The organism is Arthrobacter sp. A5 (genome assembly GCF_051131705.1).
GTDB lineage: Bacteria > Actinomycetota > Actinomycetes > Actinomycetales > Micrococcaceae > Arthrobacter_M.
On the sequence record NZ_CP180316.1, the window covers coordinates 300,479 to 323,980 of the forward strand.

Consider the following 23,502-nt stretch of genomic DNA (forward strand, 5'->3'; position numbering starts at 1 on the left):
CACCCGTGAAATCCACGGCTACAACGCCCAGCTTGGCTACCAGGTACTCGGGCCAGCGTAAGGGCGGTTGGCACGGCCGACGGCGGCGACGTCAGCAGGGCTCTCTAACTGCGTGGGCCTCGGCAACGGCTCTCAGCCCGCCATCAGCGTGGTGACCAACCGTGCCGCCACCTTGGCGGTGCGCTGGTCTATGTCGAACTCCGGGTTCAGCTCGGCCACGTCGGCGTGGAACAGCTTGCCGCTCGCGGCAACCTGGCGGCAGACGGCGGCAATGACCGCCAGCGGAACGCCGTACGCAGCCGGTGCGCTGACGCCCGGGGCGACCGAGGCCGGGAGCACGTCCAGATCGATGGTCAGGTACAGCACGTCCACCGTGGCCAGGAAGGATTCGACAAATTCCCGGGTGCGTTCCGCCGTGCAGTCCTCGTCCGGCAGGTATTTCACGTCCAGACGGTCCGCAGTGTGGAAGAGTGCCCGGGTATTGTTCGGTTCGCTGATGCCAACGACGGCGTAGTTGAGGCTGCGTCCGTTGGCGGCTTCGGCGTGGGCCATCTGCAGGAACGGCGTGCCGGAGCTCGGGACGGGCTCATCGCGCAGATCGAAGTGTGCGTCCAGATTGAGTATGCCCAGCCGCGCGCCGCCGCGGACCCGTGCCGTGGCGGCGACTCCGAGATAGCTCGCGAAGGCGGTTTCGTGGCCACCACCCAGGACCAGGGTGAACGCGCCGGCATCCAGCAGGGCAGTCACCGCAGCGCCTGCGCGCTCCTGGCCGGCTTCCAGTGCGGAGCCGGCGACAACGACATCGCCGGCGTCGTGCACACGGCGGTCGGCATGGAATGCAAGGGAACCCAAAGCGGCGCGGATTTCCCCCGGAGCGGCCGCAGCGCCCACCCGCCCCTGATTGCGGTGCACCCCCTCCTCACTGCGAAAGCCCAGCAGCACCACCGGGCGTGCATCGTGCGACGGATGGGAAGCCGGCGTCGCACGGTTGATTCCGGACGGCTCGGTCTGCGCGCTTGGGACGGGCGTGACGGACTGCCACCAGCGGCGGTGCTCAGCGCCGTCGCCGTCGTCGCGCCCGGTCCACGTCTGCGGGGGAGTATCAATGATCAAAGCAGGGAAATCCATCCTTCCACCTCACCTCATACCGGACCGTTAAGCCACCGCGCCGCGGCAACACCCGTCCGGAATCCCGGACCGCAGCCGGTCTGCCCCCATATTTTTGGAGTGATGACGCATCTGGCGCCCATGTTTCACACAAACATGGCAGCAAATGCGATTTCGATGATAGGGGTCGCGGGTGACGCGGGTGCGGCGGGGGACGCGGGTGACGCGGGTGACGCGGGTGCGGTTGTGGTCAGCTCACGCCGAAGAGCTGCTCGACGGGTCCGATACCGAAGAAGAGCACAAACGCCGCCGCCACCGCCCACATCAGCGGATGGATGTCCTTCACCCGGCCCTGAACGGTGCGGATCAGCACGTACGCGATGAACCCCGCACCCAGTCCGTTGGCGATCGAGTACGTGAACGGCATCAGAATGAATGTCAGGAAGGCGGGGATGGCGATGCCCCAGTCCGACCAGTCGATCTTGCCCACCTGGGAGACCATAATGAAGCCGACGACGACGAGGGCCGGTGCCACTGCCTCGAAGGGGACCAGCTTGATAAGCGGCGTGACGAACATGGCGACCAGGAACAGCAGCCCGGTCACGATGCTCGCCAAACCGGTGCGTGCACCCTCGCCGATACCGGCGCCGGACTCCACATAGATCTGGCTGGAGGACACCGACGAACCGCCGCCGGCGACGGCGCCGAACGCGTCGACCATCAGCACGCGGTCCAAATCCGGGATGGTGCCGTCCTTTTCGATGGTTCCGGCTTCCCCCGCCAGACCGACCACCGTTCCCATGGCGTCGAAGAAGATGCTGAGCAGGATGACGAACGCCAACAGAATGGCGGCGAGCGCACCCAAATGGGCGAAGGAACCGAAGAGATCGAATTTGCCGATCAGGCTCAGATCCGGGAGCGACCACGGGCTGAGCTGCGGAGCCACCAGCGACCAACCTGAAGGATTTGAGGTTTTCCCATCAAAGCTGGGACCGATGTGAAGTGTGAGTTCGAGGATGTTGGCCAGGATCGTGGCGGCAATGATGCCGATCAGGATGGCACCCTTGACCTTGCGCACGACCAGGGCGATGGTCAGGACCAGGCCGAAGATAAAGACGAGTGTGGGCCAGCCCAGGAGCTTCCCGTCAAAGCCAAGTCCGACGGGAACGGTGGTACCGGCAGCATCGGGAATACGCCGGACGAAGCCCGCATTCACCAGTCCGATCAGTGCGATGAACATCCCGATGCCAACCACGATCGCGATCTTCAAGCCTTCGGGAACTGCCTTGAAAACGGCCTTCCGAAAGCCGGTCACGACCAGAATAAACATGGTGATGCCAGAGAGCATCACCAGACCCATCATGTCCGGCCAGGTCAGACCGCGGTGCGTGGCGACCGTGATGGCAACGAACGCGTTGACGCCGAGGCCGGTTGCCAAAGCGAAGGGGTGCTTCGCCCACGCACCCATCAGGATCGTCAGAATACCTGCAACGAAGGCGGTCACCGCAGCGACCCGTTCCAGTCCGAGGGCATTGCCGGAAGAATCCGCCGCCGAAAGGATCAAGGGGTTCAGTACAACGATGTAGCTCATGGCGAAGAAGGTGGCGAAACCGCCGCGGATCTCCCGGGAAACATTGGATCCACGTTTGGTGATGTAAAAATAACGGTCAAGAGCGGAGCCTTGAGACGCCATGGAATGCCCTCCAGCACTAGGCAAAGAAACTATCTGACTCTTCACAATAGTGCGTTGTGCGGGTGCTCTCCGTGCGCGGATTCGTTCCGCTCGGGGAGCCGGTGAGGATCCGCACGGGTGCCGGAGCTGGGGAACTTGGCTCCGGACAGGTACGTTGGCGTAGCGTGGGGGGAAATTCCCCGCTAACGGAGAGCTTCGTCATGACCAGAGTTACCCAACGGTCGATCATCGGGCCGGACACCTGCAAGACCTCCCAAAGACGGGCCGGTTCTGAGCGTTCCCATAGGCGCGGACGCTCTCGGCGCGGACTCGTCACTGCCGTACTGGCCACCGTCGTTCTCCTGCTCGGGCTGTTCGGTTCAGCGAGCGCGGCGTCCGCGCATGACGCGGTGGAATCCACGAGTCCGGGGGACGGTTCTACGGTAGCTACTGTTCCGGCACGGATCACGATTACGCTGGACAACACACCCGGCGCGCTCGGTTCGGCCATCGAGGTTAAGGACGCCGCCGGGAATGACTGGGCTGAGGGCCCCGTCGATGTGCTCGACGGGAAGGTGACGCAGCAGCTTAAACCGGGGGCGCCGGCCGGAAAATTCACCGTTCTATGGCGGATAGTGTCGTCCGACGGCCACGCGATCGAAGGAACGTCATCGTTTACGGCAACCGCTGCCGAGGGAAATTCCGCTGCTGCCGCGGCTGGGACGCAGGTCCCCATCACGCCGGTAACGGACTCCGCGGCGCCGGCCGCCGCCCCCGCGGCGCCCTCGGCTGACGGGATTCCTTGGGCCGTGATCGGCATGATTGTGGTGCTGGTGGGTCTGGTGGCCGGACTGGCAATAACGGCGAAGCGGCGGCTGGATAAAGAGGACTAAGCAGGCCGGCCTGGCTTGTCCCCGAGCGGGGTTCGACCCGGTCTTCATGCCGGTCCGGGCAGCGGAGCGGTGCTGCTCCGGGCGGATATCGCCTGGCTGACCAGCTTTGCCTGACGCAGGATTTCCCTGGTCGTGGGTGCGATCAGATCACCGGCGCCCACCCAGTACAGTCCGAGTGCGCGCATGGCAGTGAGAACGTCCCGGCCAATCTTGATGCCCAGCGACAGCAGGATCCGCCGGAGCTGGTTTTGTGCGCACCGTGTGAGCACAATGTTGTCCGCCAGGAGGAGACCGTCCGCGGTGTGAATCACCCATTTCCGCTGCTGGCCTGTCCCGGCCGCGGTCAGGCTGAGCTCAACGGCGCGGGTTGAGCTGCGCACATCCAGATGGTGCGTACTGGCGTAGTGGCGCAGCAGTCGCAGAATGTCGCTGCGCTCGCTCAGCGCACCGGGGTCCGTCGGCTCGGCGCGGCGTCCGGACACTCCCCCGTCGAGGAGATCGAGCCCGTCCACCACAATGGCATCGACGCCCTGCCTGCTCAATTCGCTGGCGACGGCCAGCCCGGAGAAACCCGAGCCGATGACCACCGTTGTGGTGGATTCCGTGGCAGGTCCCCTGGGCGCACTCGTCATGGGTCACTTCCTCCTCGAACTGTTTTGAGCACAGGGCCGACAGTTAAGCCGCTGCCAAGCTGCTTGTACGCAGCAGGACGAATTGCCGGTCTGAAATGCGGGCCGAACGCGGCCCACCCAGGCGTCACCAACGACGCCAAGAGGATCCGCATTTTCTCGAACACTACAGAACTTTTTAAACTCTGGAAAGAGTCCCCCGAACATTGTCTGGTCCTGAGAATTCCGCGGCCCCGGATGTGCCCGTCCCCCGAAATCGGCCAAATTTTCCTGGCAACGGAAACGCCTAAAGGGGCAGTCCATAAGGGCTGGTGAACGCAATATCTTGCGCGTTCGTTCCGGCAGTGCCGCCGTCGTCGGCTTCCGCCGGCGCCGGCAGTGCCGCCGTCGTCGGCTTCCGCCGTCGCTGGCAGTGCCGCCGTCGTCGGCTTCCGCCGTACTCAGCAAACTTGACGGCAACTGAGGAACCGGCAATAGTCGCACTTAGGTGACTTGGACAATGGGGCCAGGCTGTCATGCCAAATATTAGAGGCTATCGAGGGAGCAACGCCGTGGATGAGACGACGGGCAGCAACGGGGCCGATAACCACGCCGATCTGGTGACGGCGCCGACCGGAATTGTGGTCGGTCTTGACGGTTCGGAGCAGGGAAATTGCGCATTGATCTGGGCCGCACGTGAGGCGCAGCGCCGCCGTCGTCCGTTGCATTTGGTGACGGCCTATTCCGTTCCGATCTTCGCCGCTTCCGGGCTGGACGGCGGTTATGCCACAGTCGACGACGACGTTATCCGTCAGGGTGCCGAGGCCGTCCTCCAGCAGGCGGCGGCCAAAGTGGCCGACTACAACATTGAGCTGGACGCCCGCGTTGAAAACGGCGACGCGGCAGGTGTCCTGCGCGAAATGTCCGAGACGGCGGAGCTGCTGGTTTTCGGTTCGCGCGGCAAAGGCGGCTTCGTAGGACGGTTGCTGGGCTCGGTCAGCAGCGCTTTGCCGGCGCATTCCAAGTGCCCCACGGTGACCGTCCCGCTCAGCTGTGCAGGGCGATTGGGGGAACCGGTAGAACAGGCTTCCGGTCGGCATGGCAAGTCCGACAGTATTAACATTAACGCCCGCAGTGCGGAGGTCCTCGATGTCGTGACGGTTGGGGTCGACGGCTCCGACCGGGCCCGTCTGGCCGTACTGCGGGCCGCCGAGCAGGCCCGGCGCGCAGACCGGACGTTGCGCGTGGTCTGCGCGATTCCGCCGTTCAATGGCTCGCTGTCCTGGGTTCCCGCGCCGCTGGACCGGGACGCGGTTTTCCGTGATATCAACGAACAGTTGGCGGCGGGCAAACGCTGGCTGGCGAGCCATTTCCCTGGACTCTTGATTGAAACCGAGCTCGTGGAGGGGCCACCGGTCGAGGTATTGATCCGCGAGACTAAGTCATCCGAACTGGTGGTGCTCGGCACCCGGGGGCGCGGCGGCTTTGCCGGCATGCTGCTGGGCTCGACGACGGATGGTGTGCTGCATCATGCGAAGGGCCCGGTCATGGTGGTGCGGGACAAAGGAGGCGATCCGCGCCTCGCGGACCGCGCCGACTTCGGCCCCGTCTTCAAGGGCTGATACTTCCGGGCGCGACGATATCCTGGCATACCACGACCGACCCACCACCGAGTCATAACAGCCAGCTGGCGAACGCGGTGTCTAAGGGGCAGATGTCCCGCACCTGACGGGGCCGTTTGATCTGTCTGGTCAGTAGCTGGCCGCTCAGTACCGGCCGGCGTAGGGGTAAAGGGACATGCCGGACATCCAGGACAGATTCGTGACGGTGATGCCATCCTGTTCGTTCAGGGCCTGAACCACTTGGTTGTTGCCGATGTAGATGGCGATATGGGAGAAGCGGCCGTTGGACCCCTGATTGAAGACCAGGAGATCGCCCGGGCGCATCTGCGAGAGCGGCACCTTGACCGGAGCATTGAGGAACTGGTCGGATCCCTCCCTGGCGACCCTTACGCCTACCGACGCGAAGGCCTGCTGCACTAGGCCGGAGCAGTCGAAGCCCACGGGGCCGTTTCCGCCCCAGACATAGGGGCCGCCGACTTTCGACATGGCGTAGTTGATCATTCCCTGGGTACCGACGCCACTGGGCGGCGCAGGGGCGGGCGCGGGTGCCGGTGCGGGCGCGGGTGCCGGTGCGGGTGCCGGTGCCGGTGCGGGCGCCGGAGCGGGCTGTGCGACGACGGGCGGCGCCGGATTGGCGGGAGACGGCGCCGGGTTGTTGACGGCGGGGACCGGGTTGGCTGCCGCGGCGCTACTGGAGCCCTGATTGCTGCCGTTCGGCGCTGCTACGGCTGACGGCGCTGCCGGGGCCGGCTGGTTCGCGGAGGCCGCGACTATGGTCGCCAGTCGGGCGTCGTCCTTTTGCTTCTCCAGGGCAGTGATCCTGGCATCTTCCAAAGCCACTGTGGTGTTGTGCAGCGAGGCCAGCTGCTCCATCAGAGTGGTGCGCTGCTGTGCGTTGTCGGCGACGACGGTTTTCTGCACGGCAGCGGCCGACTGCGCAGCGGTTTTGGCGTCCTCTGCCGCTTTGGTGGCGTCGTCGGCAGCCTTGCGTGCGGCGTCGGCCTGGTCCTTGAGTGATGTGGCGGTGGACGCGGCGGAATCCGCCTTCTGGAACGTCTTGCTCCGGGAATCACCCAAGGCCATCAGGGTGGATGCCTGATAGAGAGAATCTGCCGAGGCCGCTCCGCTCAGCATGGACTGCACGCTCGGCGTCATGCCACCGTTTTTGTAGAGGTCTCCGGCCAGCTGGCCAACCTCAGTCTTAGCCTTGCTCGAAGCCTTGATGGCGGCATCCGCCCGGGCTTGGGCGGACACCGCCGCGGCCTGCCGGTCCTGGGAGATCAGCATGGCGCTTGTGTAGCCGTCATTGGCGCCCATGGCTGCCGTGACCGTGTCCTGAAGATTCTTAGTGGCGCCGTCCAGCAGCGACTCGATCCTGACCACTTCCGCCTTGGTGGCATCCTCGCTGGTCTTAGCCGCGTCGATATCGTCCGCGGAAGGGACCTGCGGGCTGGCGGGCAGCGATGCCGCATAGGGGGCCGCGGGCTGCGCGGCCTGTGCGGGGGAGAGGAACGATCCGACCAGCAGCACGGAGGTGGCGGCAAGTGCCGTGCCGCGGACCATGACACGCATTTTCGCGCTGCCGGCATCCAGGGCGGACGGCGTTCGAGTGTTCCAGGTGCATCGCGGGGCCAAACTCATTCATAACCTCACTACGGCTCGGCGCATGAATGCACAGGTCTGTAGACGCTTACAGACGGGCGATCTTCCGATCGGGAGGTGTTTCCTGGCTGCTCCGCAGGCTTACGCTTCGACAGAAGCGGGCTAAGGGCGGAGACCACAGGAGGTAACCGGGCTGCATTCACACAGCAATCCCGAGATTACGTTGACCTGCATCACTTTGGCAACACAGAGCACATAACCAACATAAACAACAGAAGTGTTTTTTGCCCACATTTGCGTAGGCGTGTCGCCGCTCCGGGCCGCCGGTCCCGGGCCGGGGCGCGCGGGCCCGACGTCTGACCACCCGCAGATCCGGGGGCTTAGGGAACGCAAACCTGGCGCCGGGTCAGACCCGGCGTCAATGTCCCGCACATCGCCCGATCAGGCCCAGCCGAGTTCATGCAGCCGGGCGTCGTCGATGCCGAAATGATGGGCTATTTCATGAATCACGGTCACAGTGATCTCGTCGATGACTTCTTCCCGTGAATGGCAGATGTCCAGAATCGGCTGGCGGTAAATGGCGATCCGGTCCGGCAGCGACCCCGCGTCCCACCAGGCATCCCGTTCGGTCAGTGGCGTTCCCTCGTAAAGACCCAGCAGCACCATGTCCGGATCCTCATCCGGGCCCGGGGTGTAGCGTTCCTCGACGAAGATGGCAACGTTCGTTATGGCCCGTGCCAGCTCGGCAGGGATCCGTGCCACGGCGTCCGCGGCGGCATCCTCAAATTCGGTCAGCGAGAGTTCAAGACGGCCGAATGACGGCATGGACGCTAAGGGGTTGCCCGACATGGCACCACAGTACCCCCGGTACTGCCGTCGTTTTGTGTATTACCCGGCTAGGCCCTATAGTTTTCTAAGTCCACTTCGGGGCAATTGCAGGCGACTGCGGGAGCTTTGAACGTGTCCTATGCCCCCATCGTCTAGCGGCCTAGGACACCGCCCTTTCACGGCGGCGGCACGGGTTCGAATCCCGTTGGGGGTACTAGAGAGCGGCAGGATCGGTCCGAAAAGACTGATACGATGTAACTCTTGTTTCACGTGAAAGCGTGGAATTGCAAGGCCCTGTAGCGCAGTTGGTTAGCGCGCCGCCCTGTCACGGCGGAGGTCGCGGGTTCGAGTCCCGTCAGGGTCGCTTTGGTTTTTTGAGCAGGTTCAAGAAACCAGGTGACGTATGCAGTATAACTTCACCAAGGCTCTGTAGCTCAGTTGGTAGAGCGTTCGACTGAAAATCGAAAGGTCACCGGATCGACGCCGGTCGGAGCCACGTATCGACAAGCTCGAGCAGCGCCTTAAAATAGGGCGCTGAATGACCCGTAGTTCCCGTTGGCCGGGAGCTGCGGGTTTTTTTGCTTAAGCCTCCGGTTTGGCGCCAACGACGGCGGAGCCTGGGTATACAGATTCCCTTTCCCTCCGGTTTGGCGCCGACGACGGCGGAGCCAGGCATGCGGATTCCCTGCCGATTCCCTGCGGCCCGCGGCGCGGCAGCAATTCCGGCGTTGCCTGCTTCCGTGTCCGTGCATAGGGTTACGGTAGGAGCAAGAGAAAGGGCGGCCGTGATGGACGCGCAGAATGTGGACGGGCAAAACGACTTTCCCGGATCCGCGGCGGGGGCGCCCCCGGTCAGCCGGCCACAGGGAACCGGCCGCACCTCTATTTCGGAAACAGCTGTCGCCAAGGTGGCTGCCATAGCGGCACGATCCGTGCACGGCGTCCATGCCCTTGGCTCCGGGGCTGCGCGCTCGCTGGGGGCCATCCGGGACGTCGTCGGAGTCTCGGATCTTGCCCAGGGTGTGCGCGCGGAGGTGGGGGAAACCCAGGTTGCCGTGGACGTCAATCTGATCGCTGAATACGGGATGCCTCTCCAACTGGTGGCAGACGGTGTCCGGGCCGCGGTCTACGCCGCGGTGGAGGGTTTAGTCGGGCTCACCGTGATTGAGGTCAACGTGGAAATCAATGACGTCCACATTTCCGGCGCCGAATCGGACAGGGCGGCCCCGCGGCGCAGCGAGCGTGCGGGCGTGCACGCCAGCCACCCGTTCGTTCCGGACCTCGGTCATCGGAGTCCGGGCGAGGACACTGCCCGCACCGGAATCGAGGGGCAACCGTGAACCCGACCGTTTTAGGCATCGGAATCGGCGCCTTTTTGGCGTTCATGGCATTTGCCTTCGGTTTCTGGGCGTTTTTGACCGCCGTGATCTTTATGGCGGTCGGGGCAATTCTGGGCCGTGCAACTGAAGGCAAGCTGGATCTGCGCGGCGTCCTGGATGCCATCACGGGACGGCGTTCCTCGTCGTGACGGGGATGGCCCGGCAGGAGGAAGCCCGGCCACTGGCAGGCCACAACCGGATCAGCACGCAGGCGTTGACCAGCGTGGCTAAGGGGGCCGCCGCGGAGGCCTTCGGCGTGCTGCCTCCGGATGTCCGCGTCAGCTGGGCCGACGACGGCGGGTTGTTGGCGCTGTCCCTCGCCCTTCCCATCAGCATTCCGCCGCTGACCGCCGTCCTGCGCGACCCCGGCCGCGTCGAGGCCCAAGGCGGCGCCGTCTGGGACCGGACGGCGCGGGCGAAGCGCGCAATCCTTGACCGGGTGTCCGGGCTGACCGGCTCCGCGCTGAGCCGTGTGAACATCAGGATTACCGGGGTCCGTGCGACGGCGGGAGGACGCGTCCGATGAGTAAATCGATAGCGCGCGCGGTGCGGCGTGAAATGCACTCTTCCCGCGCGATCCTGTCCGGGGTGGCCGCCGTGACCGTGACCATTATTGCCGTGTACTGCCTGTTGGAATCTGCCCTCCGCGCCCTCGACCAGCCACCCTGGCTGGCGGATCCGCTGACAGCTGTGCAGCGCCTCGCCGATCTTCCAGCGGGGATGCCGACGCCACTGCTGGGGGTACTGGGGGCCGTGGCCGCATTGATTGGTCTGATTTTTTTCCTCAATGCCGTATTGCCCGGGAAGCGGGCCAGGCACGTGATCGCCGATGACCGGATAGCCGTGGTCGCGGACGATGAGGTCATCGCATCGGCGCTGGCACGGAGCGCCCGCCTGGCCGCGGGCGTGACGCAGGAACAGGTGCTGGTGGTCATTTCCCGGCGGACCGTGCTGGTCAATGTCCGGCCCACCTCCGGTATCCCGATAGATGAGACGTCGGTGCTGACCGCGGTGCAGCAGGAAGTGGAATCCATGGCCCTCGAACCGCAGCCGGAAGTACGGATCAACCTGGCGGCGACGGGGGTGATCGGAGTATGAACGGGACTCCACGCGCGCTCAACCGGGTGCTGCTGGCGCTCCTCGGACTGCTTTTCTTGGGCTCGGGGGCGCTGCTGATCGCACTGGCCACCGTGCCCGCCGTCGGCCGCTGGTGGCAGGACAGGGCCAAACCGGCCACGGCTGAATTCGCTGGGCTGGCCGCCCGAACCATCCTTCCGGGGCGCAGCAACAGTTGGATCTGGATAGTGGTTTCACTGGCCTTGGTCCTGCTGATCATCGCCATGGTGGCCTGGGTCGCTAATCAAGGCAAGGGTCGAACCGATATTCTGGCTGACGAATACGGCGACGAGGACGACGACGGCGCTGCCGGCCGAGTGGTGATCAGCGGCGCCGTCGCCGAACAGGCGCTCAAGTCCGCACTGTCCGAACGGACCGATCTGCTCGCAGCGACCGTGGCCACATATGCGCTGCGGGGACAGCCCGCGCTGCGGGTTCGCGTCCTCCCGCGGCAGGGCGTTTCCCCGCACAAGTTGGCCGCCGAAGTCTCGGCGCTGGTGCAGGCACTGGATGTGGTGACGGGCCTACGGACGCCGGTGCTGCTCAGCATCGGATCGGGCGCCCGGACCAGATTCACCAAGGCCGAGCGCGTCGGTTAGTCTGATGGACAAGACCGCGTCCGGCGCCGCCGGGCACGGAACAAGAAGGTCAATAGCAGGGAGCGCCAGATGAGCGACAACAAGGAAGAAAGTCCGGTGGAACCGGCCAAGGACGACGCCGCTGATGCGGCCGCGCACGCCAAGGAATTTATCGGCGAGGCCGCCGGAAACATCAAGGATTTGGCCGGGGATGTCACGGAGAAGACCAGGGAGTTCTTCTCTGGCGACGTGGCCGGAAACGCAAAGATTTTTGCCGGCGAGGCCGCCGGAAATCTCAAGGATCTCCGGTCCAGAATCGCGGGGTTCCTGAAGGGCAAGAAGTAGCAACACCGCACCGGGTCCCCGAACCACTGCGCTGGCAGGCCAAGGCGATACCGCAGCAAAGGAACGTGGCCCGCCCCGGGGGCTGCGTCCTTGCGTGCTGCTCAGGTCTGTTGCACCAGCCATGCTGAGCTGTTGGCGGCAAGTGATCCGCGGTCAGCGGCTGTCGGAGTGCTGGCAAGTTCGACGGCGTAACCGTCGGGCAGCGCGATCGGCGCGCCGCCGAAGTTGGCCAGCACCAGCAGAGCCCCGTTACGGTAGGCAAGGATTCCGTCGCCTGGCTTGTTCAGCGGGCTCCAGATCAGCAGGCCATGACCGGTGTTCAGTCGGGCGCGCAGGGCCAAGGCGGTCCGGTAGAACGTGAGGGTGGAATCCGGATCGCTCTCCTCCCGGTCCACCGCGTAGTCCGCGAAGGAAGCCGGTTGCGGAAGCCAGGGTTTCTGCACCGGGACGGGGTGGCCGCCGTCCACACCTGCGCCGGTTCCGAAACCGAAGCCCGGGGCTGCCGACTGCCAGGGAAGCGGGGCCCGGCAGCCGTCACGCCCCCGTTCCACCCCGCCGGTACGGAAAAACGTCGGGTCTTGGCGGTGCTGTGCTTCCAGCGTTGTGTGCTCGGGCAGCCCCAGTTCTTCACCCTGATAAAGATACGCCGACCCCGGGAGGCCCAGCATGATCAGGGTCGCCGCGCGGCCCCGCTGCAGGCCGAGTTCCTCGTCCGGCTGTTCGTCGTCGGCGCCGATCCCCTTGGGGAAGGTGGTGGGATCGCCGAGCCCGAACCGGGACGGATGGCGGACGGTGTCGTGGTTGGAGAGCACCCACGTGGCCGGTGCGCCGACGCCGGCGGCGGCGTCGAGCGACTCGTCGATGGCCTTGGCCATCCGCCGGGCATCCCAGCCAGCCAGCAGGAAGTCGAAATTGAAGGCCTGCTGCATCTCGTCCGCACGGACATACCTGGCCAGCCGTGCGGGCGGCTCAACCCAGGCTTCGGCAACCATCATGCGGTCGCCGTCGTACTCCTTTAATACCAGGTTCCAGTCCCGGTAAATTTCGTGCACACCGTCCTGATCAAGAAATGGCGACGGCGGATCCATCGCCGGTTTGGGCTGATGGGCCGGCACGCCGGCCGGGGGCTCGATGACCGTGTTCAGTGCCTCCGGGCTGGCGGTGTGCGGGGCTTGGGGCGACGCCTCGCTGCCTTCCACCATGGCGGCCTGCCCGGACCAGTCCGGCAGCCCCTTCTCCTTGACCAGCCCGTGCGCCACGTCGACGCGGAATCCGTCGACGCCGCGGTCGAGCCAAAAGCGCAGCACGGACCGCATTTCCTCACGTACCTCGGGGTTGTCCCAGTTCAGGTCCGGCTGTTTCGTATCAAACAGGTGCAGATACCACTGGCCAGGGGCACCGTTTTCCGCCACCTGGGTCCAGGCGTTGCCGCCGAAGATCGACTGCCAGTTGTTGGGCGGCCTTTTGCCGTGAGCGCCCTTGCCAGGACGGAACAGGTACCGGTCGCGCGCGGCGGAGCCCTCCGGTGAGGTTAACGCCTGCTGGAACCACACATGCTCATCGGAGGTGTGGTTCGGCACCAGATCCACGATCACCCTGATGCCGAGCCCGTGCGCCTGGGCCAACATGGCGTCAAAATCCGTGAGCTGGCCAAAGCGCGGATCCACGGTGCGGTAGTCCGCTACGTCATATCCGGCATCGGCCTGCGGGGAAAGGTAGAACGGGGAGAGCCAAATCGCGTCGATGCCCAGGGCCGAGAGGTACGGCAACCGGGAGCTGATCCCGGGGAGATCCCCCATGCCGTCGCCGTTGCCGTCCGCGAAGGACCGCGGATAAATTTGGTATATGACCGCGCTTGTCCACCATGGCAGCGAGGTGTCCCCGGCGGATTCGACGGGTCCTCGCGCCGCTGATTTCATTTTTGGCCCTCCCAAGGCAAAAGTCACGATTTGATGTAAGCGCTTGCACAATCCTCAGACAGCTTACTAGAGTGACTTGCATCACTCAATCACACGCTCCGGGCTTTACTCCGGTGTCGTGCATATCAACTCGTATTTTGTTGAAGAGGAGAGCGCAGGATGAGAAATTCAAAAAGACTTGCACCCCTGGCGGCATTGAGCGTGCTGGCGTTGGCGCTGGCGGCCTGCGGCGGTGGCGGAGGTACATCGACGGCACCCGGAGGCGGTGATGCGGCGAACAACCTGACGGACCGGGGCCCCATCACCTACGTCCAGGGCAAAGACAACAACAATGTCTGGCGCCCCCTGATTGATAAGTGGAATGCGGCACATGCAAACGAGCAGGTCACGTTCAAGGAGCAGACCACGAGTGCTGATCAACAGCACGATGATCTGGTTCAGAATTTCCAGGCCAAGAACGTTAACTATGACGTGGCCAGCGTCGATGTCATCTGGACGGCGGAGTTCGCCGCCAAGGGCTGGCTGCAGCCCCTGAAGGACCAGATGGCCATCGACACCTCGAAGATGTTGCCGGCCACGGTCAAGAGCGCCACCTACCAGGACACATTGTATGCGGCCCCTCAGGCCAGCGATGGCGGCATGCTGTACTACCGCAAGGACCTTGTTCCCAATCCGCCCAAGACCTGGGACGAGATGATGAGCATGTGTTCCGTCGCCAAGGCGAACAACATCGGCTGCTACGCCGGGCAGTTTGCCAAGTATGAAGGGTTGACCGTCAATGCGGCCGAGGCGATCAATTCCGCCGGCGGCACCATTCTCGGCAAGGACGGTAAGCCCAGCCTGGGCACCCCGGAGGCAAAGGCAGGCCTGCAGAACCTGGTGACCGCCTACAAAGACGGGAACATCCCCAAAGAAGCCATCACGTTCAAGGAAGAAGACAGCAGGACTGCCTTCGAATCCGGACAGCTGCTGTTCCTGCGAAACTGGCCGTACATCTACAGCCTGCTCAAGACAGATGGCGCATCCGCCGTCAAGGACACCTTCGCCATCGCGCCGCTTCCAGGCAAAGACGGCCCTGGCGCATCTTCGCTGGGTGGACACAACATGGCCGTCAGCGTGTACTCCAAGCACAAGGCTACCGCCCTGGACTTCGTCAAGTACGTGACGTCAGCGGAGCAGCAGACCTTTTTCGCCACCCAGGCAACGCTTGCGCCGGTGCTGACCTCGCTGTATGATGACCCGGCACTGATTGCCAAGCTGCCGTATCTGCCGGTTTTGAAGACGTCGATCGAGAATGCGGTTCCGCGCCCAGTGACCCCGTTCTACCCGGCTGTCACTAAGGCTATCCAGGACAACGCCTATGCCGCTATCAAGGGGGACAAGTCTGTGGACCAGGCCCTGACGGATATGGGCGGCGCCATTTCGTCCGCTGCCCAATAGCGGACAACGCCGGCTGGTACGGCACCAGAAACGGTGCCGTACCGACCGGACCCTAATTAACGAGCCGTGGCATTGCGCCCGGGCTGAAAGGAGGGGACATGTCTACCGATGCAACCGAGCTTCCGGTTGAAACGGCAGCGAGCCCCAAACAGCGACGTCCACTGCCGAGGGGGGAGAGCGCAGACCGAAAGGCGACCACCCAGGGCCGCTGGGCCGCAACCCTCATTGTGCCTGCCATGGTGGTGCTGGCCGTCGTGATCGTTTATCCGGTAATCAATGCCATCATCATGTCATTTCAGCACGACTCCGGGCTGGATCCGGCCACCGGCTTTTACGTGGCCGGCGGCTTTGCCGGCGTGGCAAATTACGTTCACTGGCTGGCGCAGCAGTGCAACACCTCCGGCGGCGGCACGGTGGCGTGTGCGCCCGGAACCCTTGGATCCCAGTTCTGGAGCGCCACCGGAACCACCTTCTTCTTCGCGGTGGTCACCGTGGTGCTGGAAACGGTCCTGGGCTTCTGGATGGCGGTCATCATGGCCCGCGCCTTCCGGGGCCGCAGTGCGCTGCGTGCCGCCGTCCTGGTTCCATGGGCCATACCCACCGCGGTCACGGCCAAACTCTGGGTCTTTATCTTCGCCTTCGAAGGTATTGCCAACAAAATTTTCGGAACGTCCATCCTGTGGACCGGAAGCAACGGCCCGGCACGGTTTGCCATCATCATTGCCGATGTCTGGAAGACGACGCCGTTCATGGCCCTGCTGATCCTGGCCGGCCTGCAGATCATCCCGGTGGAGGTCTATGAGGCAGCCAAGGTCGACGGCGCCAGTGCCTGGCAGCGTTTCACTCAAATCACTCTGCCGCTGGTCAAGCCCGCCCTGATGGTCGCCGTGTTGTTCCGTGCACTGGATGCCCTGCGCATGTACGACCTTCCGGCCATCATGACCGGTGGGGCCAATGGCACTACCACGCTCTCCGTTCTCGTGGTGAACCAGATCAGGCAAGGCTTCAATAGCGCGGCCGCCCTCTCCACGATCACCTTCATCATCATCTTCATAGTGGCATTCATCTTCGTGCGGTTCCTCGGTGCCAACGCCGTCGCCTCCTCCACGCCGTCCGAAAAGGGGAAGACGAAATGAGCAGCGCAACCGTGAAACCCGCGGTTCTCACGACGGCACCCAAAACCGCCGCCCGTAACCGCGCACGCTGGGCAAGCAGTCGGACCTACATCAGCGCCGTGCTGATCTTCATCTGGTGCCTGCTGCCCTTCTATTGGATGGTGGTGACAGCCTTTCGGGATGTCGGCTACACGTTCGATACGACGCCATGGATCACCCATTTCACCTGGGACAACTTCGTCACGGCGTTCTCCACGAGCCTTGGAAATCATTTCGGCCAGGCACTCCTCAACAGCCTGTTCATCGGTCTCGTCGTGACCGTGATTGGCCTGCTCTTCGGGGTCTTCGCGGCCTACGCCTTGGCTCGGCTGAACTTCCGGTTCAAGTTTCTGGTACTCGGCTTCATCCTCGGGGCGTCGATGTTCCCCGGTGTCGCGATCGTGACTCCGTTGTTCCAGCTGTTCACCAACATCGGCTGGATCGGCAGCTACCAGGCGTTGATCATTCCGAACATCTCCTTCGTCCTGCCCCTGACGGTCTACACATTGACGTCCTTCTTCCGGGAGATGCCTTGGGAGCTGGAGGAATCGGCCCGGATCGACGGCTGCACGCAGGGTCAGGCCTTCCGCAAGGTCATCATGCCGCTGGCAGCACCGGCCGTCTTCACCACGGCAATCCTGGCATTCATTTCATCGTGGAACGAATTCCTGATCGCCAGTCAGATGTCCAACGACCAGACCCAGACAGTCACCGTTGCCATTGCGTCCTTTGCCGGCAGCCAGCCGCACCAGGAGCCCTACACGGCAATTATGGCGGCGGGAACCATCGTGGTTATCCCACTGGTCATTATGGTGCTGATCTTCCAGCGTAAGATCGTGGCCGGTTTGACGGCGGGGGCGGTGAAATAGTGGCGTTCCGTCCCTCGCCGGAGGCCAAAAGGGAGCGCTCGGCCGAGGACTTTGACATGATCCTCGGTTTCCTCGGATTCTGGGGACTTGTGCTGCTGGCCATCACGGTGTGGATGGAATTCACGGGCCAGCCGGCCCTAGGCTGGGCCACGGGTCTGCTGGCGGTTGTACTGGCGTTTTGGGGGTTGCTCAGGCTCCGGCGCCGGCTGCCTGATCGGCGCGCAAGACGCCATATCTAGGGTGGCGGGCCGGGGTTGCCGGTGACCCGACCCCCGGTCCGCCTGAACCAACGATATTGAACCGGAATTCGGGGCTGCGAGCTGCGGGGGCTGCGAGCTGCGAGGGGAGGACAGCATGCCTGCAAGCATTGATGACGTTGCCGCGGCCGCGCAGGTATCGACGGCCACGGTCTCCCGCGCCATCCGGGGCCTGCCCAGAGTCAGCCCCGCCACCCGGGCCAGGATTTTGGCCGTCGCCGAAGACCTGGGCTATGTTGCCTCCCCGTCGGCCAGCACCCTTGCCACGGGGCGGACCCGAACCATCGGTGTGCTGGCCCCGTTTGCAGACCGCTGGTATTTCGGACGCTCCATCGAGGGCGTGGAACGGGAACTCAGGGAACATTCATACAATCTCCTGCTGTTCAGTCTCGGTGGCTATGCCAGGAACCGGGAAGGGCTGTTCAACCACAACCTGGTCCGCAAACAGATTGATGCACTGGTGGTGCTGTGCCTGTCGCTCTCCGCGGACGAGCTGGCACACCTGCACCGCACCGAGATTCCGCTCGTGGCCGTCGGCGGCCCCGTCGCAGGCTGCAGCAGCGTGCGGATCGACGACGGGATGGCAGCGGAAGCAGCGACGCAGCATCTCCTCGATCTGGGTCATCGGGACATCGGCCACCTGCACGGAGGGTCCGAGGACGAAATGAACTTCACCGTCCCCAGGCTGAGGACAGATGGATTCGAAGCCGCGCTCCGCAAGTCCGGCGTGCAGCCGCGGCCGGAGTGGGATGTGGAGGGGGACTACACGGTTCTCAATGGTGTGCGTGCGGCGGCCAGGCTTTTTGACGGCCCCTCACCGATGCCCACGGCCGTCTTCTGCGCCTCGGATGAAATGGCGCTGGGGCTGATGTTTGAGGCTCACCGGCGCGGGCTGCGGGTCCCCGAGGACTTGTCCATCGTCGGCATCGATGACCACGAATTTTCTGAGGCCGCCGGGCTGACCACCATCCGGCAGGACCCGACGGAACACGGAGCAATGGCGGCGCAGATGCTCATGGCCGAGCTGGCGGGAATGCCAGGGGCCATCCGCGACCGCGTGGTCCCGCACCGGCTGATCGTTAGAAGTACGACGGCGGCACCACGGCGCTGAGCGCTCCCGGGACGGCGTGGCCCGGGCCGTGCGGAGCCGCCCAAGCCGGCCCGGGCCGTGCCGGGTACCTGGGGTCGGTGCCGGATCAGCCGTCGTCAGGAGGCGCGGGCGCGCTGACGGATCGGAATCCAACGCGTCGCCAGTCTGCGGTAGGCCGCGGCCGCGCCGGTCAGGTCGCCCTCGGCCAGGCATTCCAGCCCAAGCCGGACGTCCATCGGTGAATCATCCGGATAGACCCGGTCCGCCACAGGGCCGTAGTCCAGCTCCAGCACCGATTCCGCATGGAAATCGTTGAGCCAATGATTAACCGAGTCCAGCTCATCGTACAGATCCAGCTCCGCCGCGGTTTCCTCCAGCATGGCGATGCAGGCCTCGGCGCGCTTGATCCCGATGCTCAGGGGGACCTGGATCCTCACGGTCAGAATGTGTCCGCCGGATTCAACGACCTCGGTGCGGTCGGCCTCGGTCACCAGAACGAACCAGCTGAACGGAATGCCCCAGGTGGAAATCCTGGTGAAATGCGGGCCTTGGTGCCCCGGGGATTCTTCGGTGCGGCGCTGGTGCGGCTCCCAGAACCGCTCCGGTACCAGCAGGTTGGCCAGCTGAGCTGTGTGCCCGCGGTGAAACTCGGAGACCGCCTCGGAGGAGCGGATCACCATCTGGCCGGGGGAGTAGAGCAGCGGTCCGTCCTCCACCAGCTGCAGGGTGCGGATCCTGTCCGCGGCTGCGGTGGGCAGCGGATCACCGTTCCCCCGAGTGACGCGGCCCAGAGAATCCGCGAGTTCCTGTACATCCACGGACGACCGGCTCTGGTCCGGCAGCAGATGTTCCTCGATGTAGCGCTGCTCCAAGGTGGTGAACGACTTCATCGGGGAAAATATCCGCAGGCTGGACACGAAGGGGAGGGACGTTCCGCCTAGGTAAAGCCCGCTGCGCATGGGTTATCCCAGCTCGACAATGACCGGGGCATGGTCCGAGGCACCCTTGCCCTTGCGTTCCTCCCTGTCAATCGCCGCGCCGGTGACCCGGGCGGCCAACGCGGGGGAGGCGAGCACAAAGTCAATCCGCATACCCTGCTTCTTGGGGAAGCGCAGCTGGGTGTAGTCCCAGTAGGTGTAGACCCCGGGGCCGGGATTGAAAGGACGCACGACGTCGGCAAAGCCAGCCATTTCGAAGGCATGGAAAGCGGCGCGTTCCGGAGGACTGACATGGGTAAGGCCTTCGCGCTGAAAATAGTCGATGTCCCACACATCATCATCGTGCGGGGCGATGTTCCAGTCCCCCATCAGGGCGATCCGGGCCGCAGGGTCCGCGGTCAGAGAGGAGACGGCATGGTCCTTGAGGGCATTGAGCCACGACAGTTTGTAGGGCATATGCGGATCCGTAAGGCTGCGGCCGTTGGGTACATACACGCTCCAGACCCGGACCCCGTTGCAGGTCGCCGCGATGGCGCGGGCCTCCTGGATCGGGTCTTTGTCCTCCTTGCCGAAGGCCGGCTGCGCCGCGAACGTCCGCTCAACGTCGTCAAGCCCTACCCGTGAGGCGATGGCCACGCCGTTCCACTGGCTGAACCCGAAGTGCGCGATCTCGTAGCCACTGTTTTCGAACATGTCCCAGGGAAAATTCTCGTCCTTGCATTTGGTTTCCTGAATTGCCAGGACGTCTACATCCGTACGGCGCAGCCAATCCTCCACGCGGTCCGCACGGGCGCGCAGCGAGTTGACGTTCCAGGTGGCAATTTTCATAGGCTTGGCAGAGTTCACAACATCCAACCTACCCAACTCATCACTTCCACCACGTGTCCAGCAGGGAAACCGGGACGGTCCGCTTGTGTCTGGTGGCCAGATAGCGTTTCTCGATCGCCTCCGCAGCGGCTGTGTCGACGTCTTTGCCCTCTAGGTAGTCGTCGATCAGGTCGTAGCTGAGCCCCAGCTCGTCCTCATCGGTGCGCCCCGGAACCCCATCGAGCAGATCCGCCGTCGGCACCTTCCGGTACAGCCGTTCGGGAGCACCCAACTCGCGCAACAGCAACCGATTCTGCCGCTTGTTCAAGCCGGACAAGGGCAGCACATCCGCACCGCCGTCGCCGAACTTCGTGAAAAAACCGGTAACGGACTCGGCCGCATGGTCTGTACCGATCACCAGCAGGTTGTGCGCGCCTGCCAGCGCATACTGCGCCACCATTCTGGCCCGGGCCTTAATGTTGCCCTTGTTGAAGTCGCCGATAGTTTCCCCGGTGGTGTTGATGTACTCGTCCTGAAACCCATGGACCGCTGTCGCCACGTTGTAGGTCCAGGTCGCCTCGGGCCGGATAAAAGCCAATGCGGCCTGGGCATCGGCCTCATCCGCCTGCACGCCATAGGGAAGGCGGACCGGAATGAAACGGGCCTCGGTCCCCGCGGCCTCCAGCTCCTCCGCTGCCAATTGGGCCAAACGCCCGGCCAGCGTGGAGTCCAACCCGCCGCTGATGCCCAGCACAAAGCCGTTGGTGTGCGTTGCCCGCAGATATTCCTTGAGGAAGTCCACCCGCCGGCGGGTCTCGGCGGCGGGGTCAATTCCCGGGCTGACGCCCATTTCGTCAATAATTCTCGCCTGAAGTTCGCGCATGGATGCAAGCCTACTGCGCCTTATAAGATGGAATCCATGACCGCGCCCCTGGATCCCGCCGCTGCCCGCTCCCGCCTGCTTGAACTTGTCAAGGAGCTGGCCGTGGTCAACGGTAGGGTGATTCTCTCCAGCGGCGCCGAGGCGGATTACTACATTGACCTGCGCCGTATCACCCTGCACCATGAAGCGTCCCGGTTGGTGGGGCAGGTCATACTGACTCTGCTGGACGATGCGGGGATCAGTGGGATAGCCTCCGTCGGCGGACTGACGATGGGGGCTGACCCGGTGGCGACCGCCGTGATGCACGCGGCCGCGGAGGTGGGCCGGCCGATAGATGCTTTCGTGGTCCGGAAGGCGCAGAAGTCCTACGGCATGGGCCGCCAAGTCGAAGGCCCCGAGGTCAGTGGACGCCGAGTGGTGGCGCTGGAGGACACCTCGACGACGGGAGGCTCCGCACTGACCGCGGTGGACGCGCTGCGGCGCGCCGGGGCGGAGGTGGCGGCGGTGGCCGTCATCGTCGACCGTGACACGGGCGCCAAGGAACGCATCGAATCCGAGGCCGGTGTCCCGTACCTCTTTGCCTTCAGTAAGACCGATCTGGGTCTCTGACTAGGCCGCGCCCGATTTCCGCAGGTCACTAATGACACCATTCCCCCAAAATGACAAGGGTCACCGCCCGTCATTCGAGGGAAGCGCCGTCATTTTGCGCAGAACCCGTCGCGGAAGCCGCTAAATATGTGGAATCAGATCCGCCACCGAATTCAGGATCTCGTCCGGCCGGAACGGGTAGGCGTTCACATCGTCCGGCCCGGTGATCCCCGTCAGCACCAGGACGGTATGCAGCCCCGCCTCCATACCCGCGATGATGTCCGTGTCCATCCGGTCACCGATCATCGCAGTCGTCTCCGAGTGGGCTTCAATGCGGTTCATAGCCGAGCGGAACATCATCGGATTCGGCTTGCCGACAATGTATGGTTCCCTGTTGGTGGCTTTGCTGATCAGTGCCGCGATGGCACCAGTGGCGGGAAGCGGGCCTTCCTTGGAGGGGCCGGTGGCGTCCGGATTGGTCGCAATGAACCTGGCGCCGTCCCCGATCAGCCGGATGGCCTTGGTGATCGCTTCGAAGGAGTAGGTGCGCGTTTCGCCGAGCACCACGTAATCCGGGTTCTGGTCCGTGAGAATGAATCCCGCCTCGTGCAAGGCTGTGGTCAGCCCGGCCTCGCCGATGACGAAGGCCTTCCCATGCGGCATCTGCGCCTTGAGGAACTGGGCGGTGGCCAGCGCCGAGGTCCAGAGGTTTTCCTCGGGTATCTCAAGCCCGGAAGCCCTGAGCCGGGCGGAAAGATCCCGCGGGGTGTAAATGGAGTTGTTGGTCAGGACCAAAAATCGTTTTGACGTATCCACCCAGCGCTGCAGCAGTTCGACGGCGCCGGGCACGGCCTGGTTTTCATGGACCAGAACGCCGTCCATATCCGTCAGCCAGCACTCGATATCCTTTGTCCTGCGCGGTTCGAGGTTTCCCACTTCAGCGCCTCCCGTGTTGATTGATCGCTGTTTTCGCTGATCCCAGTATGGTCTGATTCCAAATCGGCCGGATCCCAGTTTGGCCTGATCCCAGTCGCGGGGACACAAAGGCCCGTGGATAAGTCTTCCAGATTTGGCTTCCCGCCGGGTGAGGTCTTCCTCACATCCGCGCCGCCGGTACTCTTGATGAGTGCATACCGTGTCCGAACCCCAGTCCGACGACGCCGGCACGGCCGGCGTGGACCCGCAACAGCAGGCAGTGGGTGTGGGTCCATGGAAGGGCGCCATGCCGGCGGGGGACCACTGGGACCCCGAGCTGCTGGCCAACGGTGACACGCGCAACGTGGTTGACGAGTACCGCTATTGGAATCATGCGGCGATTGTGGCCGATCTTGATGCCAAGCGGCATAACTTCCATGTCGCCATCGAGAACTGGCAGCACGATCTCAATATCGGCTCAGTCGTGCGGTGCGCCAATGCGTTTCTGGCCAAGGAAGTGCACATCATCGGCCGACGGCGGTGGAACCGGCGCGGAGCGATGGTGACGGACCGCTATCAGCATGTGCGCCACCATCCGTCCGTTGCGGGCTTCGTGCTGTGGGCCAGGTCGGAGGGGCTGGCCGTGATCGGCATCGACAACTTCCCCGATTCGGTTCCGCTGGAAACCTATGACCTGCCCCGGGACTGCGTCCTGGTCCTCGGTCAGGAAGGCCCGGGGCTGACCGACGAGGTCCATGCCATGGCCGAGGCAACGCTGTCCATCGCGCAGTTCGGCTCAACCCGGTCCATCAATGCCTCCGCCGCCGCCGCTATCGCCATGCATGCCTGGGTCCGACGGCACATTTTTGCCCAGCAGGTGTAGCCGGCGGCG

27 protein-coding genes and 3 tRNA genes are annotated in these 23,502 nt (G+C 64.1%); 19 read left to right on the forward strand and 11 right to left on the reverse strand.

Features of this window, described 5'->3' with window-relative positions; genetic code table 11:
• Positions 1-132: 132 nt before the first annotated feature.
• On the reverse strand, positions 133-1,128 hold the full coding sequence (gene hutG, locus ACLLJI_RS01435; RefSeq protein ID WP_434617074.1) for a formimidoylglutamase: 996 nt from the start codon (positions 1,126-1,128) through the stop codon (positions 133-135).
• A gap of 229 nt (positions 1,129-1,357) precedes the next feature.
• Positions 1,358-2,800, reverse strand: coding sequence for an NCS2 family permease (locus ACLLJI_RS01440; protein ID WP_434617077.1), 1,443 nt, complete (start codon positions 2,798-2,800; stop codon positions 1,358-1,360).
• A gap of 200 nt (positions 2,801-3,000) precedes the next feature.
• On the opposite strand from ACLLJI_RS01440, the gene ACLLJI_RS01445 reads away from it, so the two are divergent.
• Entirely contained in the window at positions 3,001-3,672 is a 672-nt protein-coding gene (locus ACLLJI_RS01445; RefSeq protein ID WP_434617080.1) for a copper resistance CopC family protein, read from the forward strand.
• 44 nt (positions 3,673-3,716) lie between these two features.
• Here the strand turns inward: ACLLJI_RS01445 and ACLLJI_RS01450 are convergent, their stop codons facing one another.
• On the reverse strand, positions 3,717-4,304 hold the full coding sequence (locus ACLLJI_RS01450) for an FAD-binding protein (RefSeq protein WP_434617083.1): 588 nt from the start codon (positions 4,302-4,304) through the stop codon (positions 3,717-3,719).
• 3 nt (positions 4,305-4,307) lie between these two features.
• Positions 4,308-4,604 carry a D-arabinono-1,4-lactone oxidase gene (locus tag ACLLJI_RS01455; RefSeq protein WP_434617086.1) on the reverse strand — a complete coding sequence of 99 codons (297 nt, stop codon included), beginning with the start codon at positions 4,602-4,604 and terminating at the stop codon, positions 4,308-4,310.
• Between the two features lie 22 nt (positions 4,605-4,626).
• On the opposite strand from ACLLJI_RS01455, the gene ACLLJI_RS01460 reads away from it, so the two are divergent.
• Together ACLLJI_RS01460 and ACLLJI_RS01465 are read left to right on the forward strand one after the other, a co-directional pair.
• On the forward strand, positions 4,627-4,764 hold the full coding sequence (locus ACLLJI_RS01460; RefSeq protein ID WP_434617089.1) for a hypothetical protein: 138 nt from the start codon (positions 4,627-4,629) through the stop codon (positions 4,762-4,764).
• Positions 4,765-4,852: 88 nt separating this feature from the next.
• Positions 4,853-5,902, forward strand: a complete 1,050-nt coding sequence (locus ACLLJI_RS01465) for a universal stress protein (RefSeq protein ID WP_434617092.1) — start codon at positions 4,853-4,855, stop codon at positions 5,900-5,902.
• A 144-nt stretch (positions 5,903-6,046) separates the two neighbouring features.
• Here ACLLJI_RS01465 and ACLLJI_RS01470 read toward each other — a convergent pair whose 3' ends face one another.
• Positions 6,047-7,474 carry a C40 family peptidase gene (locus tag ACLLJI_RS01470; RefSeq protein ID WP_434617095.1) on the reverse strand — a complete coding sequence of 476 codons (1,428 nt, stop codon included), beginning with the start codon at positions 7,472-7,474 and terminating at the stop codon, positions 6,047-6,049.
• 471 nt (positions 7,475-7,945) lie between these two features.
• Positions 7,946-8,353 carry a metallopeptidase family protein gene (locus ACLLJI_RS01475; protein ID WP_434617098.1) on the reverse strand — a complete coding sequence of 136 codons (408 nt, stop codon included), beginning with the start codon at positions 8,351-8,353 and terminating at the stop codon, positions 7,946-7,948.
• A gap of 120 nt (positions 8,354-8,473) precedes the next feature.
• Here ACLLJI_RS01475 and ACLLJI_RS01480 point away from each other — a divergent pair.
• From ACLLJI_RS01480 to ACLLJI_RS01520, 9 genes are all read left to right on the forward strand, one after another.
• Positions 8,474-8,546 (forward strand) — tRNA-Glu (locus ACLLJI_RS01480).
• Positions 8,547-8,622: 76 nt separating this feature from the next.
• Positions 8,623-8,696 (forward strand) — tRNA-Asp (locus ACLLJI_RS01485).
• Between the two features lie 59 nt (positions 8,697-8,755).
• Positions 8,756-8,828 (forward strand) — tRNA-Phe (locus ACLLJI_RS01490).
• A 292-nt stretch (positions 8,829-9,120) separates the two neighbouring features.
• Complete coding sequence (locus ACLLJI_RS01495; protein ID WP_434617101.1) at positions 9,121-9,672, forward strand: Asp23/Gls24 family envelope stress response protein; 552 nt, start codon at positions 9,121-9,123, stop codon at positions 9,670-9,672.
• Positions 9,669-9,860, forward strand: coding sequence for a DUF2273 domain-containing protein (locus ACLLJI_RS01500; RefSeq protein WP_434617104.1), 192 nt, complete (start codon positions 9,669-9,671; stop codon positions 9,858-9,860). The genes ACLLJI_RS01495 and ACLLJI_RS01500 overlap by 4 nt, the downstream gene beginning before the upstream one ends.
• 5 nt (positions 9,861-9,865) lie before the next feature.
• Positions 9,866-10,237: a hypothetical protein gene (locus ACLLJI_RS01505; protein ID WP_434621057.1), complete on the forward strand. Its 372-nt coding sequence runs from the start codon at positions 9,866-9,868 to the stop codon at positions 10,235-10,237.
• Entirely contained in the window at positions 10,234-10,809 is a 576-nt protein-coding gene (locus ACLLJI_RS01510) for a DUF6286 domain-containing protein (RefSeq protein WP_283558767.1), read from the forward strand. Before ACLLJI_RS01505 ends, ACLLJI_RS01510 begins: the two co-directional genes overlap by 4 nt.
• On the forward strand, positions 10,806-11,426 hold the full coding sequence (locus ACLLJI_RS01515; protein WP_434617107.1) for a hypothetical protein: 621 nt from the start codon (positions 10,806-10,808) through the stop codon (positions 11,424-11,426). The genes ACLLJI_RS01510 and ACLLJI_RS01515 overlap by 4 nt, the downstream gene beginning before the upstream one ends.
• 69 nt (positions 11,427-11,495) lie before the next feature.
• Complete coding sequence (locus tag ACLLJI_RS01520; protein ID WP_434617110.1) at positions 11,496-11,750, forward strand: hypothetical protein; 255 nt, start codon at positions 11,496-11,498, stop codon at positions 11,748-11,750.
• 101 nt (positions 11,751-11,851) lie between these two features.
• Here the strand turns inward: ACLLJI_RS01520 and ACLLJI_RS01525 are convergent, their stop codons facing one another.
• Positions 11,852-13,669: a glycoside hydrolase family 13 protein gene (locus tag ACLLJI_RS01525; protein ID WP_434617112.1), complete on the reverse strand. Its 1,818-nt coding sequence runs from the start codon at positions 13,667-13,669 to the stop codon at positions 11,852-11,854.
• A gap of 159 nt (positions 13,670-13,828) precedes the next feature.
• Between ACLLJI_RS01525 and ACLLJI_RS01530 the strand changes: the two genes are divergently transcribed.
• The 5 genes from ACLLJI_RS01530 (at position 13,829) to ACLLJI_RS01550 (ending at position 18,500) form a co-directional block, all read left to right on the forward strand.
• On the forward strand, positions 13,829-15,109 hold the full coding sequence (locus ACLLJI_RS01530) for an ABC transporter substrate-binding protein (RefSeq protein WP_283558763.1): 1,281 nt from the start codon (positions 13,829-13,831) through the stop codon (positions 15,107-15,109).
• Between the two features lie 98 nt (positions 15,110-15,207).
• The gene (locus ACLLJI_RS01535; RefSeq protein WP_434617115.1) at positions 15,208-16,245 is read left to right on the forward strand and encodes a carbohydrate ABC transporter permease; all 1,038 of its coding nucleotides are present in this window, start codon (positions 15,208-15,210) and stop codon (positions 16,243-16,245) included.
• The gene (locus tag ACLLJI_RS01540; protein WP_434617118.1) at positions 16,242-17,132 is read left to right on the forward strand and encodes a carbohydrate ABC transporter permease; all 891 of its coding nucleotides are present in this window, start codon (positions 16,242-16,244) and stop codon (positions 17,130-17,132) included. Before ACLLJI_RS01535 ends, ACLLJI_RS01540 begins: the two co-directional genes overlap by 4 nt.
• Positions 17,132-17,371 (forward strand): hypothetical protein, encoded by a 240-nt coding sequence (locus ACLLJI_RS01545; protein WP_434617121.1) that lies wholly within the window; start codon positions 17,132-17,134, stop codon positions 17,369-17,371. The genes ACLLJI_RS01540 and ACLLJI_RS01545 overlap by 1 nt, the downstream gene beginning before the upstream one ends.
• 115 nt (positions 17,372-17,486) lie before the next feature.
• Positions 17,487-18,500, forward strand: coding sequence for a LacI family DNA-binding transcriptional regulator (locus ACLLJI_RS01550; protein WP_283558759.1), 1,014 nt, complete (start codon positions 17,487-17,489; stop codon positions 18,498-18,500).
• A gap of 95 nt (positions 18,501-18,595) precedes the next feature.
• Here ACLLJI_RS01550 and ACLLJI_RS01555 read toward each other — a convergent pair whose 3' ends face one another.
• Genes ACLLJI_RS01555 through nadE form a run of 3 tightly spaced genes read right to left on the reverse strand, consistent with a single transcriptional unit; the run spans position 18,596 to position 21,107 of the window.
• Positions 18,596-19,438 (reverse strand): hypothetical protein, encoded by an 843-nt coding sequence (locus ACLLJI_RS01555; protein ID WP_434617124.1) that lies wholly within the window; start codon positions 19,436-19,438, stop codon positions 18,596-18,598.
• A gap of 3 nt (positions 19,439-19,441) precedes the next feature.
• Positions 19,442-20,245 (reverse strand): exodeoxyribonuclease III, encoded by an 804-nt coding sequence (locus ACLLJI_RS01560; RefSeq protein ID WP_434621060.1) that lies wholly within the window; start codon positions 20,243-20,245, stop codon positions 19,442-19,444.
• A gap of 40 nt (positions 20,246-20,285) precedes the next feature.
• A complete protein-coding gene (gene nadE, locus ACLLJI_RS01565; protein ID WP_434617127.1) occupies positions 20,286-21,107 on the reverse strand; it encodes an ammonia-dependent NAD(+) synthetase in 822 nt (273 codons plus the stop codon).
• A 36-nt stretch (positions 21,108-21,143) separates the two neighbouring features.
• Between nadE and pyrE the strand changes: the two genes are divergently transcribed.
• The gene (gene pyrE / locus ACLLJI_RS01570) at positions 21,144-21,716 is read left to right on the forward strand and encodes an orotate phosphoribosyltransferase (protein ID WP_434617130.1); all 573 of its coding nucleotides are present in this window, start codon (positions 21,144-21,146) and stop codon (positions 21,714-21,716) included.
• Positions 21,717-21,836: 120 nt separating this feature from the next.
• On the opposite strand, the gene ACLLJI_RS01575 is transcribed toward pyrE, so the two are convergent.
• Positions 21,837-22,577, reverse strand: a complete 741-nt coding sequence (locus ACLLJI_RS01575; RefSeq protein ID WP_434621063.1) for an HAD-IIA family hydrolase — start codon at positions 22,575-22,577, stop codon at positions 21,837-21,839.
• A 340-nt stretch (positions 22,578-22,917) separates the two neighbouring features.
• On the opposite strand from ACLLJI_RS01575, the gene ACLLJI_RS01580 reads away from it, so the two are divergent.
• Positions 22,918-23,493 (forward strand): TrmH family RNA methyltransferase, encoded by a 576-nt coding sequence (locus ACLLJI_RS01580; protein ID WP_434621066.1) that lies wholly within the window; start codon positions 22,918-22,920, stop codon positions 23,491-23,493.
• Positions 23,494-23,502: the final 9 nt, after the last annotated feature.

What these genes read in the sequence shown, in the direction of transcription:
- ACLLJI_RS01470 (WP_434617095.1), bottom strand. Translation starts at nt 7,474, where the DNA reads ATGCGTGTCATGGTCCGCGGCACGGCACTTGCCGCCACCTCCGTGCTG.
- ACLLJI_RS01505 (WP_434621057.1), top strand. Translation starts at nt 9,866, where the DNA reads ATGGCCCGGCAGGAGGAAGCCCGGCCACTGGCAGGCCACAACCGGATC.
- hutG (WP_434617074.1), bottom strand. Translation starts at nt 1,128, where the DNA reads ATGGATTTCCCTGCTTTGATCATTGATACTCCCCCGCAGACGTGGACC.
- ACLLJI_RS01520 (WP_434617110.1), top strand. Translation starts at nt 11,496, where the DNA reads ATGAGCGACAACAAGGAAGAAAGTCCGGTGGAACCGGCCAAGGACGAC.
- ACLLJI_RS01510 (WP_283558767.1), top strand. Translation starts at nt 10,234, where the DNA reads ATGAGTAAATCGATAGCGCGCGCGGTGCGGCGTGAAATGCACTCTTCC.
- ACLLJI_RS01450 (WP_434617083.1), bottom strand. Translation starts at nt 4,304, where the DNA reads ATGACGAGTGCGCCCAGGGGACCTGCCACGGAATCCACCACAACGGTG.
- ACLLJI_RS01530 (WP_283558763.1), top strand. Translation starts at nt 13,829, where the DNA reads ATGAGAAATTCAAAAAGACTTGCACCCCTGGCGGCATTGAGCGTGCTG.
- ACLLJI_RS01455 (WP_434617086.1), bottom strand. Translation starts at nt 4,604, where the DNA reads ATGGACTGCCCCTTTAGGCGTTTCCGTTGCCAGGAAAATTTGGCCGAT.
- ACLLJI_RS01475 (WP_434617098.1), bottom strand. Translation starts at nt 8,353, where the DNA reads ATGTCGGGCAACCCCTTAGCGTCCATGCCGTCATTCGGCCGTCTTGAA.
- ACLLJI_RS01540 (WP_434617118.1), top strand. Translation starts at nt 16,242, where the DNA reads ATGAGCAGCGCAACCGTGAAACCCGCGGTTCTCACGACGGCACCCAAA.
- ACLLJI_RS01525 (WP_434617112.1), bottom strand. Translation starts at nt 13,669, where the DNA reads ATGAAATCAGCGGCGCGAGGACCCGTCGAATCCGCCGGGGACACCTCG.
- ACLLJI_RS01515 (WP_434617107.1), top strand. Translation starts at nt 10,806, where the DNA reads ATGAACGGGACTCCACGCGCGCTCAACCGGGTGCTGCTGGCGCTCCTC.
- nadE (WP_434617127.1), bottom strand. Translation starts at nt 21,107, where the DNA reads ATGCGCGAACTTCAGGCGAGAATTATTGACGAAATGGGCGTCAGCCCG.
- ACLLJI_RS01560 (WP_434621060.1), bottom strand. Translation starts at nt 20,245, where the DNA reads ATGAAAATTGCCACCTGGAACGTCAACTCGCTGCGCGCCCGTGCGGAC.
- ACLLJI_RS01575 (WP_434621063.1), bottom strand. Translation starts at nt 22,577, where the DNA reads ATGGACGGCGTTCTGGTCCATGAAAACCAGGCCGTGCCCGGCGCCGTC.
- ACLLJI_RS01535 (WP_434617115.1), top strand. Translation starts at nt 15,208, where the DNA reads ATGTCTACCGATGCAACCGAGCTTCCGGTTGAAACGGCAGCGAGCCCC.
- ACLLJI_RS01495 (WP_434617101.1), top strand. Translation starts at nt 9,121, where the DNA reads ATGGACGCGCAGAATGTGGACGGGCAAAACGACTTTCCCGGATCCGCG.
- ACLLJI_RS01445 (WP_434617080.1), top strand. Translation starts at nt 3,001, where the DNA reads ATGACCAGAGTTACCCAACGGTCGATCATCGGGCCGGACACCTGCAAG.
- ACLLJI_RS01550 (WP_283558759.1), top strand. Translation starts at nt 17,487, where the DNA reads ATGCCTGCAAGCATTGATGACGTTGCCGCGGCCGCGCAGGTATCGACG.
- ACLLJI_RS01440 (WP_434617077.1), bottom strand. Translation starts at nt 2,800, where the DNA reads ATGGCGTCTCAAGGCTCCGCTCTTGACCGTTATTTTTACATCACCAAA.
- pyrE (WP_434617130.1), top strand. Translation starts at nt 21,144, where the DNA reads ATGACCGCGCCCCTGGATCCCGCCGCTGCCCGCTCCCGCCTGCTTGAA.
- ACLLJI_RS01580 (WP_434621066.1), top strand. Translation starts at nt 22,918, where the DNA reads ATGCCGGCGGGGGACCACTGGGACCCCGAGCTGCTGGCCAACGGTGAC.
- ACLLJI_RS01555 (WP_434617124.1), bottom strand. Translation starts at nt 19,438, where the DNA reads ATGCGCAGCGGGCTTTACCTAGGCGGAACGTCCCTCCCCTTCGTGTCC.